At 63.5% G+C, this 18,939-nt stretch carries 15 protein-coding genes and 1 pseudogene; 4 read left to right on the forward strand and 12 right to left on the reverse strand.

The window, feature by feature from the left end; genetic code table 11:
* Window positions 1–210: 210 nt before the first annotated feature.
* The 11 genes from HV770_RS24085 to HV770_RS24135 form a co-directional block, all read right to left on the reverse strand.
* Window positions 211–1,659, reverse strand: coding sequence for an MFS transporter (locus HV770_RS24085; RefSeq protein ID WP_175163671.1), 1,449 nt, complete (start codon window positions 1,657–1,659; stop codon window positions 211–213).
* A 203-nt stretch (window positions 1,660–1,862) separates the two neighbouring features.
* A complete protein-coding gene (locus HV770_RS24090) occupies window positions 1,863–2,540 on the reverse strand; it encodes a glutathione S-transferase (RefSeq protein WP_175163673.1) in 678 nt (225 codons plus the stop codon).
* 100 nt (window positions 2,541–2,640) lie between these two features.
* On the reverse strand, window positions 2,641–3,864 hold the full coding sequence (locus tag HV770_RS24095) for a dienelactone hydrolase family protein (RefSeq protein ID WP_175163675.1): 1,224 nt from the start codon (window positions 3,862–3,864) through the stop codon (window positions 2,641–2,643).
* Window positions 3,865–3,893: 29 nt separating this feature from the next.
* Window positions 3,894–5,534, reverse strand: coding sequence for an AMP-binding protein (locus HV770_RS24100; protein WP_175163677.1), 1,641 nt, complete (start codon window positions 5,532–5,534; stop codon window positions 3,894–3,896).
* A 79-nt stretch (window positions 5,535–5,613) separates the two neighbouring features.
* A complete protein-coding gene (locus HV770_RS24105; RefSeq protein WP_175163679.1) occupies window positions 5,614–6,009 on the reverse strand; it encodes a RidA family protein in 396 nt (131 codons plus the stop codon).
* A complete protein-coding gene (locus HV770_RS24110) occupies window positions 6,006–6,449 on the reverse strand; it encodes an acyl-CoA thioesterase (RefSeq protein WP_121323989.1) in 444 nt (147 codons plus the stop codon). The genes HV770_RS24105 and HV770_RS24110 overlap by 4 nt, the downstream gene beginning before the upstream one ends.
* Window positions 6,449–7,630: an acyl-CoA dehydrogenase family protein gene (locus HV770_RS24115; protein WP_425497471.1), complete on the reverse strand. Its 1,182-nt coding sequence runs from the start codon at window positions 7,628–7,630 to the stop codon at window positions 6,449–6,451. The genes HV770_RS24110 and HV770_RS24115 overlap by 1 nt, the downstream gene beginning before the upstream one ends.
* A gap of 19 nt (window positions 7,631–7,649) precedes the next feature.
* Window positions 7,650–8,501 (reverse strand): enoyl-CoA hydratase family protein, encoded by an 852-nt coding sequence (locus HV770_RS24120; protein WP_175163683.1) that lies wholly within the window; start codon window positions 8,499–8,501, stop codon window positions 7,650–7,652.
* A gap of 43 nt (window positions 8,502–8,544) precedes the next feature.
* Window positions 8,545–9,105, reverse strand: a complete 561-nt coding sequence (locus tag HV770_RS24125; RefSeq protein WP_175163685.1) for a MarR family winged helix-turn-helix transcriptional regulator — start codon at window positions 9,103–9,105, stop codon at window positions 8,545–8,547.
* Complete coding sequence (locus HV770_RS24130) at window positions 9,102–9,875, reverse strand: SDR family NAD(P)-dependent oxidoreductase (protein ID WP_175163687.1); 774 nt, start codon at window positions 9,873–9,875, stop codon at window positions 9,102–9,104. The genes HV770_RS24125 and HV770_RS24130 overlap by 4 nt, the downstream gene beginning before the upstream one ends.
* 5 nt (window positions 9,876–9,880) lie before the next feature.
* Window positions 9,881–12,253, reverse strand: a complete 2,373-nt coding sequence (locus HV770_RS24135; protein ID WP_175163689.1) for a bifunctional salicylyl-CoA 5-hydroxylase/oxidoreductase — start codon at window positions 12,251–12,253, stop codon at window positions 9,881–9,883.
* A 56-nt stretch (window positions 12,254–12,309) separates the two neighbouring features.
* Here HV770_RS24135 and HV770_RS38840 point away from each other — a divergent pair.
* From HV770_RS38840 to HV770_RS24145, 3 genes and pseudogenes are all read left to right on the forward strand, one after another.
* A pseudogene (locus HV770_RS38840) lies at window positions 12,310–12,759 on the forward strand (lactonase family protein); the annotation flags it as partial.
* Window positions 12,760–13,068: 309 nt separating this feature from the next.
* Complete coding sequence (locus HV770_RS24140) at window positions 13,069–14,838, forward strand: M30 family zinc metallopeptidase (RefSeq protein ID WP_246291134.1); 1,770 nt, start codon at window positions 13,069–13,071, stop codon at window positions 14,836–14,838.
* Window positions 14,839–14,973: 135 nt separating this feature from the next.
* A complete protein-coding gene (locus HV770_RS24145) occupies window positions 14,974–15,285 on the forward strand; it encodes a hypothetical protein (RefSeq protein WP_175163693.1) in 312 nt (103 codons plus the stop codon).
* 23 nt (window positions 15,286–15,308) lie between these two features.
* On the opposite strand, the gene HV770_RS24150 is transcribed toward HV770_RS24145, so the two are convergent.
* Window positions 15,309–16,790, reverse strand: coding sequence for an MFS transporter (locus HV770_RS24150; RefSeq protein WP_175163696.1), 1,482 nt, complete (start codon window positions 16,788–16,790; stop codon window positions 15,309–15,311).
* 218 nt (window positions 16,791–17,008) lie between these two features.
* Between HV770_RS24150 and HV770_RS24155 the strand changes: the two genes are divergently transcribed.
* Window positions 17,009–18,937: a putative bifunctional diguanylate cyclase/phosphodiesterase gene (locus HV770_RS24155; RefSeq protein ID WP_175163698.1), complete on the forward strand. Its 1,929-nt coding sequence runs from the start codon at window positions 17,009–17,011 to the stop codon at window positions 18,935–18,937.
* The last annotated feature ends 2 nt before the right edge of the window (window positions 18,938–18,939 follow it).

Here is an 18,939-nt window from a genome sequence, read left to right on the forward strand (position 1 = left end):
AACGCGAATCCGAGCCAGGTTGCCTCGCCCAAACGTGCGCATTGGCAACAGTCCGTTTCGGTTGTCCCTCAAGCCCGCCGCCTGAAAATAGTTGCCGTGTTATCTGATTCTTATAGACATCTGGCAATGCCGGCAGTGACGGCAAACTGGCATAGTAGGTAATAGGGGCATTGGCGGCGCGGAGTGTGATCCAGCGTTGCAGCGCGCGGCTCAGTAGTTTTCTGTCGCCGCCTCGTTGCCCGCCGCGCCCGAAGGCGCCGATGCCGGCGCGGCCTGAGCGCCCGCGCCGCCGGCTTGGCCCGGCCGCAGCAGCAAGCCGCCGAGTACGCCGGCCGCCGCCGCGAAAATCGCCCCGCACAGAAACGCCACGTGATAGCCGCTGTTGAGCGCCGCTATCGCGCCGGCCGAGGCTTGCAGTGCGTCGCTGCGCGCGGCCGCGAGACTCGCGAGCACCGCGAGGCCGAGTGCGCCGCCCATCATGAAGGACGTGTTGACGATGCCGGACGCGAGGCCCGAATCGGCCGGATCGACGTCGCTCATGGCGGCGAGCAGCATCGGATTGAACGCGATGCCTGCACCGAAGCCGAGCAGGATCATGCCGGGCAGCACGTCGGGCACGAAGCTGCCGTCGACCGGCGCGCGCGCGAACCACGCGAGACCGCACGCGGCGACCAGCAGACCCATAGCCAACGGACGACGCAGACCGAAACGCATCACCACGCGTGCCGACAGACCGAGCGAAAAGAATCCCATGATCAGATTGGCGGGCAGAAACGCGAGCCCGACCTGCAACGGCCGGTAGCCGAGCACGCGCTGCAGGTACAGCGCGGAGATGAAGAACCACGCGAACATCGCGGCGGCCCACAGCACGCCGACTATGTTCGCTGTCGCGACATTGCGCAGGCGGAACAGGCCGAGCGGCATCAGCGGATGTTGGACCCGCGCTTCGATCGTCAGGAACGCGCCCATCAACGCGAGCGCGGTGAACAGCAAGCCGAGCGTCTGCGCCGAGGTCCAGCCTGCTTCGTTGCCGTTGACGACCGCGTAGACGGCGAGCATCAGCGACGCGGTGACCGTGACCGCGCCGGCCACGTCGAGCCGCTCGCCGTGAGCATGCCCGCGCGCGGACGGCAGTAGCGCGACACACAGTGCGTACACGGCGATGCCGATCGGCAGATTGACGAGAAAGATCCAATGCCAGCTCAACAGGTTGGTGAGCAGGCCGCCGAGCAGCACGCCGATGCTGCCGCCGCCGGCGCAGACGAAGCCGTACACGCCCATGGCTTTCGCGCGCTCGCCGGGCTCGGTGAACAGATTCATGATCAGCGACAACGACACCGCCGAAACGATGGCGCCGCCCAAACCCTGCACGGCGCGCGCGGCGACAAGCAGGATGAAGAGCGTAATGCCGCCGAGAAACAGCTTTCGGTGTCCATACAGATCGCCGAGCCGTCCGCCGAGCAGCAGGCAGCCGCCGAACGTGAGCATGTAGGCGTTGACGACCCAGACCAGTGAAGTTTCGGTAAAGCCGAGGTCCGCCGCGATGGACGGTAGCGCGACGTTCACGATGGTGGTGTCGAGCACGATCATCAACACGCCCATGCAAAGCACGATCAGCGCCAGCCAGCGTTGCTTGCCGTGAATGGAATGATGAGTCATGCGGGCGCTCCTGTGCCGCGATCGTGCGGGTTCGCTTCGGGCGGAATCCAGCGGATTCGAGGGATGTGAGCCGTTGCCGGATATGCCGCCGCCGGGTGGACACCGGCGGCACGAATTCGTCGAAGGCAATGAGCTTTTGAGTCTAGCACTCGGGCGTTTCGCGGCACACTACGAAACCCCGGGTCTGCAAACCGCGAGTTGCGTCAGTGGCCGCCGAGTATGTCGTACCTGCCGCCGCGTTCGAGCGCGCGCTGATAGGCCGGCCGCGCGTGAATGCGCTTCAGGAAGCCGGCTATCGCGGGAATCTGGCCGCTCAAGCCGCCGCGCGCCGTCGCGGCTTCGAGGGGGAAGCTCATCTGCACGTCAGCAGCCGTGAAGTCGTTGCCAGCGAACCAGCCGGTTGCACTCAGTTCCTTGTCGATATAGCCGAGATGCAATTTCAGTTGTGGTTCGATGAAACCCGCTTGCAGCGTCGCCGCGATCTTGCGCGCAATCGGCCTGGCGAAGAACGGCATCGGCGCACTGGCAATGCGCAGCGCCACCAGCTTCAGCAGCAGCGGCGGCATCGCCGAGCCTTCCGCATAGTGCAGCCAGTAGGTGTAACGCAGTCGTTCGGGCGTACCGGGCGCCGGAGCGAAACGCCCCTCACCGTATTTGCCGATCAGATACTCGACGATCGCACCCGACTCGGCGATCGTGAAGCCGTCATCGGTAATCACCGGCGACTTGCCGAGCGGATGGACCGCGCGCAGTTCGGGCGGCGCCAGCATCGTTTTCGGATCGCGCTCGTAACGCTTGATCTCGTACGGCACGCCAAGTTCTTCGAGCAGCCATAACACGCGTTGCGAGCGGGAGTTGTTCAGATGATGGACGGTCAGCATGGGTCGATGGGCGTTGGACAGTGGAGCATCAGATCATAGGGATGTTGTGCCGAGGTGTGACTCTAGCCGCACCTCGTGGCCCATGCCCACCCCGCACGAATCAGACCCGCGCCTTGCTGCCCATCAGTCGATTCGACGGCAAGGTTTCGTCGAGCAGCTTGCGAGCGCTTTCGATCCCGGCCACCGGCAGTCCCTCGGGATTCAGCAGGCCCACCTGCACCAGCACCGATGCCTGATCCCAATAGATGTGCTCGTTATAGAGCTTGTCGCCACGGAAGCACACCACCGCCAGCATCGGCACTTCGAAATACTTGCCGGTCGGCGCGACGCCCGGCAACAGCCAGTCGATTTCGCAGCTATGCGTGCAACTGAAAATGAACTCGTCGACGATGCGGTCCGCGCCGATCGTGCGCGAAATCGGAATCAGCTTCGTGTCGGCTGGATTCGAGTTGACGAAGTGATGGGTGTAGAAGCGCTTGAGCCGCTCATGGCCGACGCCGCCGGTCATGGTCGGCACGTGGTTGACGTAGGGCTCGGCGACCATGGTCGGCATGACCGCGTCCACGTCGCGCGTGGCGAACTCGTGGTAGCAGTGCGCTTCCCACAACGCGTTCAGATCGTAGACCGGGCCGAGCACTTTGCGCAGCAGCGCGAGCGTGCGCGAATACGCCATCATCGCGGCGGGTTTGTCGTACTGCGCACGCGCGGGCGCCGCGAACGCGTGATCGCAACCGGGGTACACGTATTGCTCAATTTGCGCTCGCGTGCGCAAGGCGGCGCTGATCTGCTCGCGCGTTTGCGGCGGGCAGTGCGCGTCGTTCTCGGGGAAGTGGAACACCATCGGGCAGCGCACGGCGGACACTTCGTCCAGATGCGCGTCGAGGCCTACGCCGTAGTAGCTGACCGCGCAGTCGACATCGGTGCGCGCCGCGCTCAGGAACGCGAGCTTGCCGCCGAGGCAGTAGCCCACCGCGCCGACCTTGCCGGCCTGCTCGGGCAGCGCGCGCAATGCGGCGATGGTCGCGGCGATGTCGTCGACAGCGAGGTCGACGTTGAACTGACCGAGATAGGCGAGCGCCTGTTGCATATCGGCTTCACCGTAACCGAGGTCGATGCCCGGCTTGATGCGCCAGAACAGATCGGGCACCAGCACTACGTAGCCTTCTTCGGCGTAGCGCTCGGCGGTGGCCTTCATCGAGTCGTTGACGCCGAAGATCTCCTGCAACAGGACGAGCCCCGGGCCCGACCCTTGCGCCGGACGCGCGACATAGGCGTTGAAACGGCCGCCATCCTTGGCGACGACTTCGATGAAAGAGTCAGCCATGCGGTATGCCTCCAGTCCTGTCAGGTGGGTCACGTCATCGTGCGCAACTCGAAGCGTTTGAGCTTGCCGGTTTCGGTACGCGGCAACGCATCGACGAACGTGATGACGCGTGGGTATTTATACGGCGCCACGCTATTTTTCACGAAATCCTGCAATTGCGCGACCAGTTTGTCATCCGGGGCGTAGCCCGGGTTGAGCACGACGAATGCCTTGACGATCTGTCCGCGTGTTTCGTCCGGCAGGCCGATGACGCCGCATTCGGCCACCGCCTCGTGTTGCAGCAGCACGCTTTCCACTTCCGGACCGGAGATGTTGTAGCCGGCCGAGACGATCATGTCGTCGGCGCGTGCCTGGTAGAACACGTAGCCGTCCGCGTCGAGATACACCGAATCGCCCGGCAGATTCCAGCCATCGCGCACGAACTTCGCTTGCCGCTCGTCGGCGAGATAGCGGCAGCCGGTCGGGCCGCGCACCGCGAGTTTGCCGATCGTGCCGGGCGGCACCGGTTGCATGGCGTCATCCACGGCCTGAACGACGTAGCCCGGCACCGCGCGGCCGATTGCGTGCGCACGAATCTCATCGCCCTGCGCGGCAACGAAAATGTGGATTAGCTCGGTGCCACCGATGCCGTCGATCATGTCGATGCCGCTCGCGTCGCGCCACAGACGCCGCGTGGAATCAGGCAGCGCTTCGCCTGCCGACACGGTCTTCTTCAAGCTCGACAAGTCATGACGCGCAACGAGCGGCGCCATTTGCCGATAGAAGGTGGGCGCGGTGAACATGATGGTCGCGTGAAATCGTTCGACCGTTTGCAGCAGGGTCTCGGGCGTGAGCTTCTCGATCAGCACCGTGGACGCCCCCACCCGCAGCGGAAAGCACAGCAGGCCGCCGAGGCCGAACGTGAACGCGAGCGGCGGCGTGCCGCAAAACACATCGCTCGACGACGGCTTGAGCACGTGACGCGGAAACAGATCGCACATCGCCAGCACATCGCGGTGAAAGTGCATGCACCCTTTCGGCGCGCCGGTCGTGCCGCTGGTGAAGGCGATCAGGCAGACGTCGTCGGCGGCGGTGTCGCATGCGACGAAGTGCTCGGGCTTGTTGATCGCGAGGGTGTCGAGCGAATCGGCGGCCGCATCGTGAAAGAGGCGCGTTTGCTTCAGGTTCGCGCAGTAGAACTCCTCCTGAGGATTCGCGCAGCGCGCAAGCTCTTCGGTCAGGCGCGCGTCGCACAACGCCGCGCTGATCTGCGCCTTGTCGATGATCTGCTTCAGTTCCTTCGCACGCAGCAAGGGCATGGTCGGTACCACGACCAGGCCGGCCTTCAGCGCGGCGAGCGCGGTGACGGCCATCTGCAGCGTGTTGGGCCCGCGCAGCAGCACGCGGTTGCCGGGCCGCAAACCCATTTCATCGACCAGCACGTGCGCGCTGCGGTTGACCAGCCCAAGCAGTTCGCCATAGGTGGTGGCGCGCGCTACGCCATCGACATCGGACCAGATCGCCGGACGGTCGCGATGGCCCGCTTCGATGGTGCGCTCGAGCAGCTCGGTCGCGCAGTTCAGGCGCGCCGGGTAGGCCACGTCCGGGTTGTCGAGCAGGAAGACGGGCCATTGGTCCTGCGGTGGAAGATTGTCGCGCGCGAAAGTATCGACGTGTGCTGACGGTTCCATCTGGGTCTCCCGGGCGTTGAGCCGGCTAAATGCGCTTCGGTTGGCGTGAGTGGTGGCGTGGGCTGCTTTCGCTCGATGCTTACTGCGCAATCACGGCGGTCGCTTCGATCTCGACTTTCGCTTCGTCTTCGATCAGCGCGACGACCTGCACCGCGCTCATCGCGATGTCGTAGTCGCCGATCAGCTCGCGAAACGCGCGGCCGATATCTTTCAGCGCCGCGAGATACTCGCGTTTGTCGGTGACGTACCACGTCATTCGCACGAGGTGCTCAGGCTTGCCGCCCGCTTCGTGCAGCACGGCCACCACGTTCTTGAGCGCCTGAACGGCTTGCGCGGCGAAGTCGGTGGTCTGGAATGTCGCCTGTTCGTCCCAGCCGATCTGTCCGGCGATGAAGACCTGCGTGCCGCGAGCCGCGACACCGTTCGCGTAGCCGCGCGGTTTGATCCAGCCAGCGGGAAGGAGAGCCTGTTTCATGAGCGATGCGCCTCGATGGATTCGGTTTGGGGCGCGAACTTCGCGAGCGCACTCGCGATGTCGGCGGGAATGTCGATGGATTTGCCGCTGTCGAACGACGTGGTCACAAGCACCTGCTTCGCGCGAAAGCGGGTCTCGCCGCCGCAATGGCCGACGATGTCGATGCTGATCGAGCGCCGGCCGAGCGCGCTCACACTAAGGGTCAGTGTGATCGTTTCGCCCATCTGGCTCGGCCGCGAGAACTCGCAGTCGAGTTTGACGATCGGCAAGCCGACGCGGCGCTGCGCGATCATGTGCGCGTAGTCGACATGCAGGCCTTCGTTGAACCAGTCTTCGACCAGGGCGTTGGTCATCACCAGATACTGCGGAAAGAACACGATGCCCGCCGGGTCGCAGTGCGAGAAGCGGATGCGCACGGGCCTCTCGAAGGTTGCGGTCATCATCGTTGCTCCGCGGCGGCAGCATGCGCCTTCAGCAGATCGCGGCCGATGATCAACTGCTGCACTTCAGTCGCGCCTTCGTAAATGCGCAGCGCGCGAATCTCGCGATACAGCATCTCGACGGCAGTGCCGCTTTGCACGCCCATGCCGCCGAACAGCTGCACGGCGGCGTCGATCACCTGCTGCGCGCCTTCGCTCGCGTGCCACTTCGCCATCGCCGCTTCGCGCGTGACGCTTTGGCCCTGATCACGCAGCCATGCGGCGCGATAAACGAGCAACGCGCTGCTGTCGATGGTCAACGCCATCTGCGCGAGTTTGGCCTGCGTGAGCTGGAAATCGCCGAGCGTCTGCCCGAACATCTTGCGCGACGCGGCGCGCGCGAGACCTTCGACCATTGCGTGACGCGCGAATCCCAGCGATGCGGCGGCGACCGACGTGCGGAAAATATCCAGCGTGCGCATGGCGAGCTTGAAGCCTTCGCCGGGCGCGCCGAGCATCTGGCTGCGCGGCACGCGAGCGCCTGCAAAATGCAGACGCGCGAGCGGGTGCGGCGCGATCACGTCGATGCGCTCGGCAATCTCGAGCCCCGGTGTGTCGGCATCGACGATGAATGCGCTGATGCCGCGCGCGCCCGGCGCTTCGCCGGTTCTCGCGAACACCACGTAGAAGTCGGCGATGCCGCCGTTGGAGATCCACGTCTTGTCGCCGTCGAGCACGTAGGCGTCGCCGTCTTCACGGGCGCAGAGCGCCATCGCGGCGACGTCGGAGCCCGCTTCCGGTTCCGACAGCGCGAACGCGGCGAGCGCCGTGCCGTTCGCGACGCGCGGCAGATAGCGGGCCTTCTGTTCATGCGTGCCGCCGAGCGAGATCGCGCCCGAGCCGAGGCCCTGCATCGCCAGCGCGAAGTCGGCAAGGCCCGAATGTTTGGCGAGCGTTTCGCGCAGCAAGCACACGGCGCGCGTATCGATCGTGTCCCCGTGGCCGCCGTAGGCGACACCGCCTACGCCGTATTTCAACCAGCCCGCGGTACCGAGTTCACGCACGAGGCGCCGGCACGTCGCGTCGGTGTCCGCGTGATCTTCGTGTCCGAGATTCGCGCTGCACCATGCTTCGATGCCGGCGGCCAGTTCGCGATGACGCGGCTCGAAGAACGGCCACGCGAGTGCGCTATGCCAATCCATTGCGTTATCGACGCTCAACTCAGTCTCCTTCGAACACGGGACGCGACTTCGCGGCGAACGCGCTGTATGCGCGCTCGAAATCGCGTGTGCTCATGCAGATCGCCTGCGCCTGCGCTTCCGATTCGATCGCTTCGTCGATGCTCATGCTCCATTCCTGGTGCAGCATTTTCTTCGTGATGCCGTGCGCGAACGTCGGACCGGCGACGAGATCGGCGGCGAGCTTCTGCGCGTCTTCGACGAGGGCGGCCGGTTCGCACAGGCGGTTGTAGAAGCCCCACGCGTGGCCTTCATCGCCGCTTGCCGAGCGGCCCGTGAAGAGCAGTTCGGCGGCGCGGCCCTGGCCGATGATGCGCGGCAGGATCGCGCAAGCGCCCATGTCGCAGCCAGCGAGACCCACGCGCGAGAACAGGAAGGCGAGCTTGCTGCGCGCGGTGCCGAGGCGCATGTCCGAGGACATCGCGAGAATTGCGCCGGCGCCGGCGCAGACGCCGTCGACGGCTGCAATGACGGGTTGCGGGCAATGGCGCATCGCCTTGACGAGATCGCCGGTCATGCGCGTGAACAGCAGCAGTTCCGGCATCGGCAGATCGATCAGCGGCGCGATGATGTCGTGCACGTCGCCGCCCGAACAGAAGTTGTCGCCCGCGCCGTGGATCACGACCGCTTTCACATCGGTCGCATAGGCCAGTTGCCGGAACAGGTCGCGCAGCTCCGCGTACGATTCGAAGGTGAGCGGATTCTTGCGCTCGGGGCGGTTCAGCGTGATGGTCGCGACCTTGCTGGTCACTGACCAGCCGAAGTGACGCGCTTCATAGCCGGCGAGTGTCAGGCGGTTGCCGGCCAGCAGTGCGTCGGCGTTGGATCGTGTCATGGTGTCTCCCACGGTTCGGTACGTTTCGATATTTCGGACTGGTTCAATCTTTCAGACTGTCGAGCAAATGCTGCTTGAGTTTCCCAAGCCGTTGATGCGTGCGCGACTTTTCGTCGAGGCTCAACCCGCCGAACAGTTCGACGACCCATTGCTCGTGCGCGGCCGCCATCTTGTCGAACGCCTTGCGGCCGACAGGCGTCAAACACACGCTGATCGAACGGCGATCGTTCGGGTCCGTATCGCGCGACACCAGCCCTTCTTTTTCGAGCTGATCCGTAATGCCGGTGACATTGCCGCCCGTCACCATCAACCGGCGCGACAGCTCGGTCATCTTTAGTCCTTCCGGATGACGTTCGAGCTGCGCCATCAGATCGAAACGCGGCAACGTCGTGTCGAATTCGCTACGCAGACGCTTGCGCAACTCGGCTTGCACGAGGTTCGTCGTGGTCAGCATGCGCAGCCACAGGCGCAAGCCCATGTGACTGTCCACGCCAGTGCTCATTTCGAGGTCCACGACGTTCTCCGCGGGTTGGGCCACGCCTTTGCGCGTCGGCTTCGTTTCGCCCGCCGCAGCGGGCTTCTTGACGTTCGATGACTTGGTCACATCACTTCTCCACCGGAGATGGAAATGGATTGCCCCGTAATGGCCTCCGAGCCCGGTTGGCACAGCCACAGCACGCTGTTGGCCACCTGCTCGGGACTCACGAAGCGATGTTGCGGATTCGAGCGCAGCAAGGTTTCGCGCGCCTGCTGTTCGGTGCGCGAGGTCTTGCTGGTGATCTGTTCGAGCGACGCGCGCAGTAGTTCGGTTTCCGTGTAGCCGGGGCACACGGCGTTGACCGTGATGCCCTTCGTCGCGACTTCGAGCGCGAGCGAGCGCGTGAGACCGATCACGCCGTGTTTCGCCGCGCAATACGCGGCGACGTACGCGTAGCCGATTTGCCCCGCCGTGCTCGCGACGTTGACGATGCGACCGCGTCCGCGTTCGAGCATGCCGGGCAACACCGCGCGCGTGCCAAGAAAGACACCGGTGAGGTTCACGTCGAGCATGCGCTGCCACAGCGCCATGTCGGTGTGCATGAACGGCGCAGCTTGCGCCTGGCCCGCGTTATTGACGAGGATATCGACCGCGCCCGCCTGGCTGAACGCGTTCGCGACCGACTCTTCCTGCGTCACGTCCACGCCGAGATACGTCACGTCGCCCAGCGCGTTGCATTTTTCCTGCTGCGCGGCGAGTCGCTGCACGTTGCGGCCCGCCAAGGTGACACGTGCGCCAGCGCGCAACAGCGCTTGCGCGATGGCTGCGCCGATGCCGCTGCCGCCACCGGTGACGACGGCGTGCTGGCCCGCGAGCGGGGAGAGGGGGGTATGCACGTGGCTCACGTGGTTCCTTCTGCGCGTTGCGCGCGTTCTTGCGGCGACAGCCCCGCGTTCGCGATGGCCTGTGCGCGCTCGCGTTCGAGGTTGCGTTCGAGCTGCGACTTCGCGGCGGTGTAGGGCTTCGGCCACGCGACATCGAAGTAGCCGATCTTCGCCGCTTCGTTCAGCGTCCACGACGGATTCGCCAGATGCGGGCGCGCAATCGCGCATAGATCCGCACGGCCTGCCGCGATGATGCTGTTCACGTGATCCGCTTCCGAAATCGCGCCGACAGCGATCGTCGCGATGCCGGCTTCGTTGCGCACGCGGTCCGCGAACGGCGTCTGGAACATGCGGCCGTACACGGGCTTCTCTTCCTTGCTGACCTGACCCGACGATACGTCGATCATGTCCGCGCCAACTGCCTTGAAGGCACGGGCGATCTGCACGGCGTCGTCCGGCGTGGTGCCGCCTTCGACCCAATCGTTCGCGGAGATACGCACGGAAATCGGCTTGTCTTGTGGCCATGTCGCGCGGATCGCCTTGAAAACCTGCAGCGGATAGCGCAAACGGTTTTCGAGCGAGCCGCCGTATTCGTCGGTGCGTTGATTGGTCAGCGGCGACAGGAAGCTCGACAGGAAATAGCCGTGCGCGCAGTGCAGTTCGAGCCAGTCGAAGCCGGCTTGCGCCGACATGCGCGTCGCGTCGACGAATTGCGCTTCGATTTCGCGCAGCTCTTCATGCGTGGCTTCACGCGAGTGCTGGCTGACGCCGCGCACATATTGTTGCGGCGAAGCCGAAACGAGCGGCCAATTCCCTTCGGCGAGCGGCTGGTCGATGCCTTCCCACGCGACGCGCGTCGATCCTTTGGCGCCCGAATGGCCGAGTTGAATGCCGATCTTCGCGTCCGACTGACGATGCACGAGATCGACGATGCGCTTCCATGCACTCAGATGCTCGGGCGCATACATGCCGGGACACGCGGGTGTGATGCGTGCTTCGGGCGACACGCAGGTCATCTCGGTCATCACGAGCCCGGCGCCGCCCATCGCGCGCGCGCCGAGGTGCATCAGGTGATAGTCGCCAGCGATGCCATCCACCGCCGAGTATTGCGCCATCGGTGAGACCACTACGCGATTTTTCAGCGTCACGCCGCGCAGCGTGAACGGCGTGAACATCGGCGGGACCGAGTGCTTGTCCGGCGCGCGCTGCACACCTGAGCGCTGCGCGAGCCAGTCTTCGAAACCCGACAGATAGCGCGCGTCGCGCTCGCGCAGATTTTCGTGCGAAATGCGCTGCGAGCGCGTGAGCAGCGAATACGCGAACTGTTCCGGCTCGAACGATGTATAGCGATCGACGTGCTCGAACCATTCCGTCGAATTGCGCGCGGCGTTCTGGATGCGCAGCACGCCGATGCTGCGCACTTGCGTATAGTGCCGCAGCGCGGCGGGCAGATCGCCGGGATGGGCGCCGATGCTGTTGGCGAGTTCGATCGCGTCTTCGAGCGCGAGCTTGGTGCCCGAGCCGATCGAGAAGTGCGCGGTATGCGCGGCGTCGCCCATCAGCACGATCGGCGTTTGCGAACCGTCGGCGTTGCGGCGCCAATGCACCCATTCGCCGTTGACCACGCGCGGAAAACGGATCCACTGCGACGAGCCGCGCAAGTGCGCGGCGTTCGACATCAGCGCGTGGCCGTCGAGGTACTTCGCGAACAGCTTTTCGCAGAAGGCGATGCTGTCTTCCTTGCTCATTTCGTCGAGCCCGGCGGCGCGCCACACGCGCTCGGGCGTCTCGACGATGAAGGTGGAAGTCTGATCGTCGAAACGGTAGGCGTGCGCCTGGAACCAGCCGAATTCGGTTTCTTCGAACGCGAAGGTGAACGCGTCGAAGAGTTTTTTGGTGCCGAGCCAGACGAAGCGGCAGTCGCGCGTGTCAATGTCGGGCTGATAGGTGGCCGCGTATTTTTGCCGGATCGCGCTGTTCAGGCCGTCGCAGGCGATGATCAGGTCGGCTTCGTAGACGTTGTCGTCCGTCACCTGAGTTTCGAATACCAACTTGACGCCGAGTTCTTCGCAGCGTGCCTGCAGGATGTTGAGCAGGCGCTTGCGGCCGATGCCGCAGAAGCCATGACCCGACGAACGGATTTGCCGGCCGCGGAAATGGATCTCGATGTCGTCCCAGTGGTTGAACGCGTCGAGGATCGCGTCCGCGCTCGGGGCGTCGGCGGCGCGCAGGTTGCCGAGCGTCCGGTCGGAGAACACGACGCCCCAGCCGAAAGTGTCATAGGGACGGTTGCGCTCGACGACCGTGACTTCGTAATCGGGGTTGCGGCTCTTCATCAACAGGCCGAAGTACAACCCGGCCGGGCCGCCGCCGATACAGACAATGCGCATGCTTGCTCCCCCAATGTGGACTCTGCTTTGGGGTAATTTAGGTCTAGATAGTTTAGATGTCAAGTAAAGTTGCGTGGAGACCGGGCGGAAGGCGTGCTGCTGTGGCACGTCGAACAGACGGCGCGGAGATCGTGGTTCTGCGCGGGGATGCGTCGAAAGGGCAATTGACGCTGGTGCAATCGCTGCGGACGAGCAGTCAGGACTTTCAGAGCGTGGAGAGCGGAGCCGAACTTGCGCTCAGCCATGACGGGCGCTTTGTCTACGTCGAGGACCGCGGAGAGAATGCGCTGGTCGTCTATCGCGTCGACCCGCAATCGGACGAGCTTGCTTTCGTTCAGCGCATTGCCTCGGGCGGCGAGAAGCCATGGGGATTCGCTATCGACTCATCAGGCAAATGGCTGCTGGTTGCTAATCAACGTAGCGGCAAAGTGAATGTCTTCGGTATCGATCGGGAATCGGGCATGATTTCGGATACCGGGCAATCAGCGGACATACCGTCTGTGACCAGCGTTGCCTTTGTGAAGCGAGGAACAAGCGCGGGCGCTTATGCCAATGCATTCTCCCGGTTAGAACCTGTCGCCTCCGCGACCCGCGCAAGCCATTGCTCGAGGGTATCGCGAAAGCATTGGGATTCGTTCGTGCGGTTTTCTGATTTATGTTTGATTGAACGGAATTCAATACCCCTAAATTTACAAACCTTTTTGCCGATAACAGGCGGTGTGTTTTTATGCGTGCCTGGAGGTCATCTCAAGCCGGCGCACAATACAGCCAACGAGTTTTACTCGGCACCAAAACCGGTGGTGGAGAAAAAGAATATGCGTATCAAGCGAGAGAAATCGGCTTTCGGGTTAATCGTTGCGCTCTCTCTGGCAGCGAGTCTGGCTGCATGCGGCGGGGGTGGCGGCGGTGACGTCGGCACGAACAGCACGGCCAGCACCGGCACGAACACGGGCAACGGCACGAACAGCGGCACCAACACCAACACAGGCACGAACACCGCCGGCAACACACCAATCATCACCCAGACACCGACTGACGACGGCCAACTGCACGTGGCCTGCTCGAACTGCGGCGCGGCCGACGACTCGACCTACACGGGTAGCGGCGTCGGCCTGTGGCAAGCGCTCAACGCGGGCGCGCAGCCCGACACCGTCAATGTGTCGCTCAAAGGCACGACGGGCCGCAACGTCACGCTCGTTTTCACCAATGAGCTGGCAACCCCGGTTGCCTTCAACGCGAGCGTGGCGGCTTCGGCGGCCGATGTCGTTTCAGTGAAAGCGCAGGCTTCGGGGACATCGACAGGCGGAGAAGACGCGCTCGTGCAACGGATTCACGAATTCAACTCGACCGGCTGGAAGACGCTCGTGCAGCAGAGCGCGGCTTCGTCGGCGGCTTCGAGTTTCTCCGCTGACATCGTCGGCCGCGTGCAGCGCTCGTTGGTGACCTACAACATCGGCGATACGCGCGACTTCTGGCTCGCGGACTACACGCAGCGCCACATGACGCTTCAGGCTGTGGGCACGACCACAGACGGCACGAAGGTCAATATCTGGGTCGAGACCTCCGAATACGGCACGGGCAAGATCACGCCGGCAATCGTCAGTAGCCTTTTGCAGAACTATGCGGGCACGGGCGGCGTATACGACATGGTCACGGGCGTGGGTGGGCCCTTCTGGGGCACGGTCGGCACGGCCGGCATGATTGGCGCATCGCAACCGGTCGACCTCGTCGTCGCGAACTTCGATCACGATGCGCAGCCGTACGGCATGGTGGGCTACTTCTGGTCGCTGAACAATTTCGTCAACCAGGGCAGCGGCCTGACGGCTTACAGCAATGCGGACCTGTCGCTGTATCTGGATTCGGAGACGCTGTATCTGGCCGGCTCGGCCGGCATGAAGTCGATGCAGACCGTGATGGCGCACGAAAGTACCCACATGCAGAACTTCTACCGACGTGACATGCTGATGGGGGCGCAGTACGCGTACGACACGTGGCTCGAAGAAACGACCGCGATGATGATGGAGGACTGGGTCAGTTTCAACATCGACTCCACCTACAACGCCGTTCGCGACAACCGCTTCATCAGCTATCTGACGTACAACAACCAGGGCAGCTATAGCTGCGGTCTGACGACGTGGGACGTGGGCGACACGACGTGCGACAGCTACACGACCAACGGCTCGTTTGGCGGCTTCCTGAACCGGCAACTCGGCCTCGCGTTTTACAAGGCCCTATTGAACGACAAGAATGCGACGACGTCGACGGCTATTCTGAACGACGCCATCAAGCAGGTTCGTCCGGATTCGAGCGTCGCTCAGGAGTTGCGCCACTTCACCGCTGCCGCAAGCGCTCAGGTGCCGCTCACGGCGAACATGGCGCAGTACAGCTTCCCGTCGCGGGCGGAAGGTGGCTTCGCGCTGCCGTCCATCGATCCTTCGAAGATGGTCCGTTTGCTGCCGTCGGCCTTGCCGGGCATTCTATTGGGCTACGCGAGTTTCCCGGTAGTGCGTTCGCACGTCGCGAATACTTACCAGGAAACGGTGACCTTGCCGCCTGGCGTGACGCTGTCGGTCATCGTGCAGTGACCTGGTCGCGCGGCGGCATCGCGTGGACTTGATTGAAGAAGCCGTCCCCTTCCCTGGACGGATTTCTTCGCGCATGCTGCTGGCTGATCGAAGTTGATCACCACTGCACACGTACGGTTTGACTCGGCTGCCGCTATGCTTCGAAAACTTCTGCTGTCTGCATTCGTTCTTTGTGCCGGTGTTGCGTGCGCGGGCGTAGCGCGTCCCGGCGATCCGGTCGATCTGCGCGGTACGCTGGTGCTTCGCGGCAATGAGCCGTTTACGTATGCCGTCGTTTCCGACGGCAAGACGATGTGGCAACTCGTGGGCGTGGAGCGCGCGACGGCGCTTCGCTTGCAGGGCCGGCGCGTTCATGTGACGGGCCGGGTAGGACAGACCGCCGTGCCTTCCGGGCTGCCTGCGGTTCAGGTCGATGCGGTGGAGGTGGATGATGGGACGAGGCGTTGAAGTACTCAGCACCCGTCCCGGAGTCACACGCCGCGGCGGAAATCCTCCGCATCGACGTCATACCCCGACGGCTCCCAGCGAATTGCGAGCAACGCCAGCAATCCGCACAACGGTGCGAACGCGATGACCCAGAAAACGCGCGTGCTCAGCGCAGCTGCCAGCACCGGAAAGAGAAAGAGCGACGCGGCCGAACTGGCGCGCATCAGCGTCTGGTTGAAGCCCACGCCGACCCCGCGCAGCGACGTCGGGTAGCTCAACGACGCGAAGGTCATGCTGTGCGATCCGGGTCCGATGCCCTGGCCCAGCAGGAACAAGGCGAGCAACGCAACGGCCGCGACCACCTCGGGTACCGACGACGGACGCCCCACGACGGCAAGACCCAGCAGCGAGATCAACTGGAGTGCATAGCCCAGTACCGTCAACTTCCACGCGCCGACCGCCGGCACGATGCGCACCGCGATCAGCCCGCCGACGAAAGCGAAGCAGAGATTCAGCGCGAGCGAGGCGAGAATCGTCGTGAGCATCGACTGTGCAAGGAAGCTCGAAATGATGACAGGCAATCCGAACGCGACGGCGTTATAGGCGAAAGCCGAAGCAATGCCGATGACGGTCGCGAGAACTGTTCGCCGCAAATAGACGCCGCGCAGCAGCGCGCCGTAATTGCGCCACGAACCTGTGCGCACGGGCGCACGATCGGCGAGAGTTCCGACTTCCGGCGCGAGCTCCGCATCGATTCCGTACGAACGCTTCAGAATGCGCGCTGCACCTTCAAGGTCGCCCTGATTGGCGGCCCAAACGGGCGATTCGCTAATGTATCGGCTGCGAACGGCAATGATGATGATCGCCGGCACCGCGCCGAAGCCGAGAATCAGACGCCATAGCAAGCCCGAGTGGCTGGCCGGCAATGTCGAATAGAAGCCCAGCACGAGCAGGTATGAGATGCTGATCGCCGCATACCAGACGGGGCACCACGTGGCGATACGCGCAGCCTTGTTGCCGCGTCCCGACAGGCGTGAGAACTCGGCCAGAAAAGCCATCGCGACAGGCAGATCGATACCCACGCCGAGCCCCATGACGAAGCGCGCGCCTCCGAGCACCCAGGCGTTGGGCGCAAATGCGCATGCCAGCGCCGCGACCACGAAGAAAAACATGTCGGCCATGAACACGCGATAACGGCCGATCTTGTCGGTGAGAAAGCCCCCGAAAAAAGCGCCGAAAATCGCGCCGAACGTGATCGCCGACGCGACGAGCCCGGTGCCCGCAGGCGTTAGCGAAAATTCGCGCGAGACGTCCTTGAGGCCGAACGCGAGTGCGCCGAGATCATAGGCATCGAGAAAAACGCCACCGAGCGCGATGGCAACGACGATGCGGGCGTCGCTGCCGGCCGCTGCGCCGCGGTTGACGAGGTCGGAAACATCAGAAGCCGAACGGATGACAGGCTTTGCGGGCCCGGTTGTGGACGCAGCCGACGCAGCGGACGCGGTGGGCGCAAAGGTAGTTGACATACAAAGACGACCGGCAAAAAGGCGCCATCGTACGCCGGACCTTTGGGCCGCACAAATCCATATTGGTTATTTGCTCATGCAGTCAACAGGCGGAATCGTCGTGCATAGCGCTTTTTTCCGCAATAAGCTGAGATTTTTGAGGCTATGTAATTGAAGTTTACGTAATAATTGCTGCGCACGCCCCGTTTGAATTCCACCAACCGTCAAATGTGCAGGTCATGGCTTTTAGCGAACCAAGGTCTCCATTTTTCAGGTGGGTCGTGTCTTCCGCTCAGGAACTCAGTCCGGAAAATCGCCAAATCCTGCTCGCTCATCTATTCACGCGAACGTCGTCGATCATATTCGCGTCGATCTGCGAAATCAGCGTCTGCGCCACCGCCTTCTATCTTTACCCGATCCCGCTCTATGCAGCGTGGGGCATCGCTGTCGTCGCGCTCCTGCTCGCGCGCCTTGCGCTGATCTGGTTGTGCCGCAAGCGCAGCGCGCAACATCGGCCAACGCCGACCTCCGCGTTTTTGCTGGCGAGTCTGCTGTGGAGCGTGCTGTTCGGTTTCGGCACGTTGTTGTGCAATATCAGCGGAGATCCAACGCTATTCCTGCTCGGCAACGTTTGCGCGGTCGGTGTGATCGGCGGATTGGCCGGCCGCAATGCCGGCACGCCCAAGCTCGCGATGCTGCAGATCTCCTTCATCCTGAGCCTGTTGGGTCTCGGCGCGGCGATGTCGCCAGGCAACGGCAAGCTCGTGCTGCTGTTTCAGGCGCCTTTCTGTGCCGCCGGTTTCTTCACTGTGGCGTTGCGCAGCAATCGCGACACCGTCGCCCTGTTGCTGACGCGTGAAAATGCCCATCGCCTCGCGCGTCAGGACAGCCTCACCGGCCTGCCCAATCGCGCGCGTATCAGCGAATTGCTGCTCGAGCGCACCGGGCAGGGCGCGTCGCGTGAGAAACAGTCGTTCGCTGTTCTATTGATCGATCTGGACGGCTTCAAGGCGATCAACGACAGCCTCGGCCATGCCGCGGGCGATCAGATCCTTCAGGAGGCGGCGATCCGCTTGCGTGAAATCCTGCCGGGCGGTGATCAGGTCGGACGCCTCGCGGGTGACGAATTCGTCGCGATTTCCGACGGTATCAGCGAGATCCGCGACATTCGCGTGCTGGCCGACCGCATCGTCAAGACGCTCGCGCGCCCGTTCGTGTTGAGCGAGGCGCTCGTGCATATCGGCGCGAGCGTGGGGGTTTCGCTTTATCCGGAGCACGCGAAGACGGGGCCGCAATTGCTAATCTGTGCTGACCGGGCGTTATATGCGGTCAAACGCAGCGGAAAAAGCGCGTTTGTCATCTTTGATACCGACAAGCACGTTTCCGATGAAAGCCTGAGCCTGCTGCGTAGCGACCTGGAAGGAGCGCTGAAGTCGTTCAACGGCCTGCGCATGGAGTATCAGCCGATCATCGATCTCAGCGACGGCACAATTTCCGGCCGCGAGGCGCTGATTCGCTGGACTCATCCGAACCGCGGCGAACTGCCTCCGTCCGCGTTCATTCCGACCGCCGAACGCACCGGCCTGATTCTCGCTCTCGGCGAATGGGCGTTGTTGCGGTCGTGCACGGAAGCTGCGACGTGGCGGGACAAGGTCACCGTCGCCGTCAATGTCTCACCCGTGCAGTTGCGGGAGGAGTCGTTTGCGTCGACGGTTGCGGCGATTCTTCGGAAAACGAGGCTGCCGCCGACGCGCCTGAACCTGGAAGTCACGGAAACGGTGCTATTGAACGACGATGCCGTCACGCAGCGCAACGTCGCGAGGCTGCGTGCGCTAGGCATCGGCATGGCGCTGGACGATTTCGGCACCGGCTTCTCGACCATGTCGACGCTCGTGCGTTTTTCGTTCGACAAGCTGAAGATCGACAGCTCGTTCGTCAAGGAGTCCGTGCACGGGCGCGAATCCGCGGCGGTGGTGCGCGGGATCGTCGCGCTGGCTCGCGAAATCGGCATGCCGACCACGGCAGAAGGTATCGAAACGCAGGAGCAGCTGGATTTCGTGCGTGTGTGCGGCTGCAGGCACGCGCAGGGCTTTTTGTTGGGCAAGCCGCTGCGCGGCAGTGAGATCGAGCAGATCGACGGGCAACTGACCGTGAGCGCGCGTTCCTGAAG

This window comes from Paraburkholderia fynbosensis, assembly GCF_902859935.1.
In the GTDB taxonomy this organism is placed as follows: domain Bacteria; phylum Pseudomonadota; class Gammaproteobacteria; order Burkholderiales; family Burkholderiaceae; genus Paraburkholderia; species Paraburkholderia fynbosensis.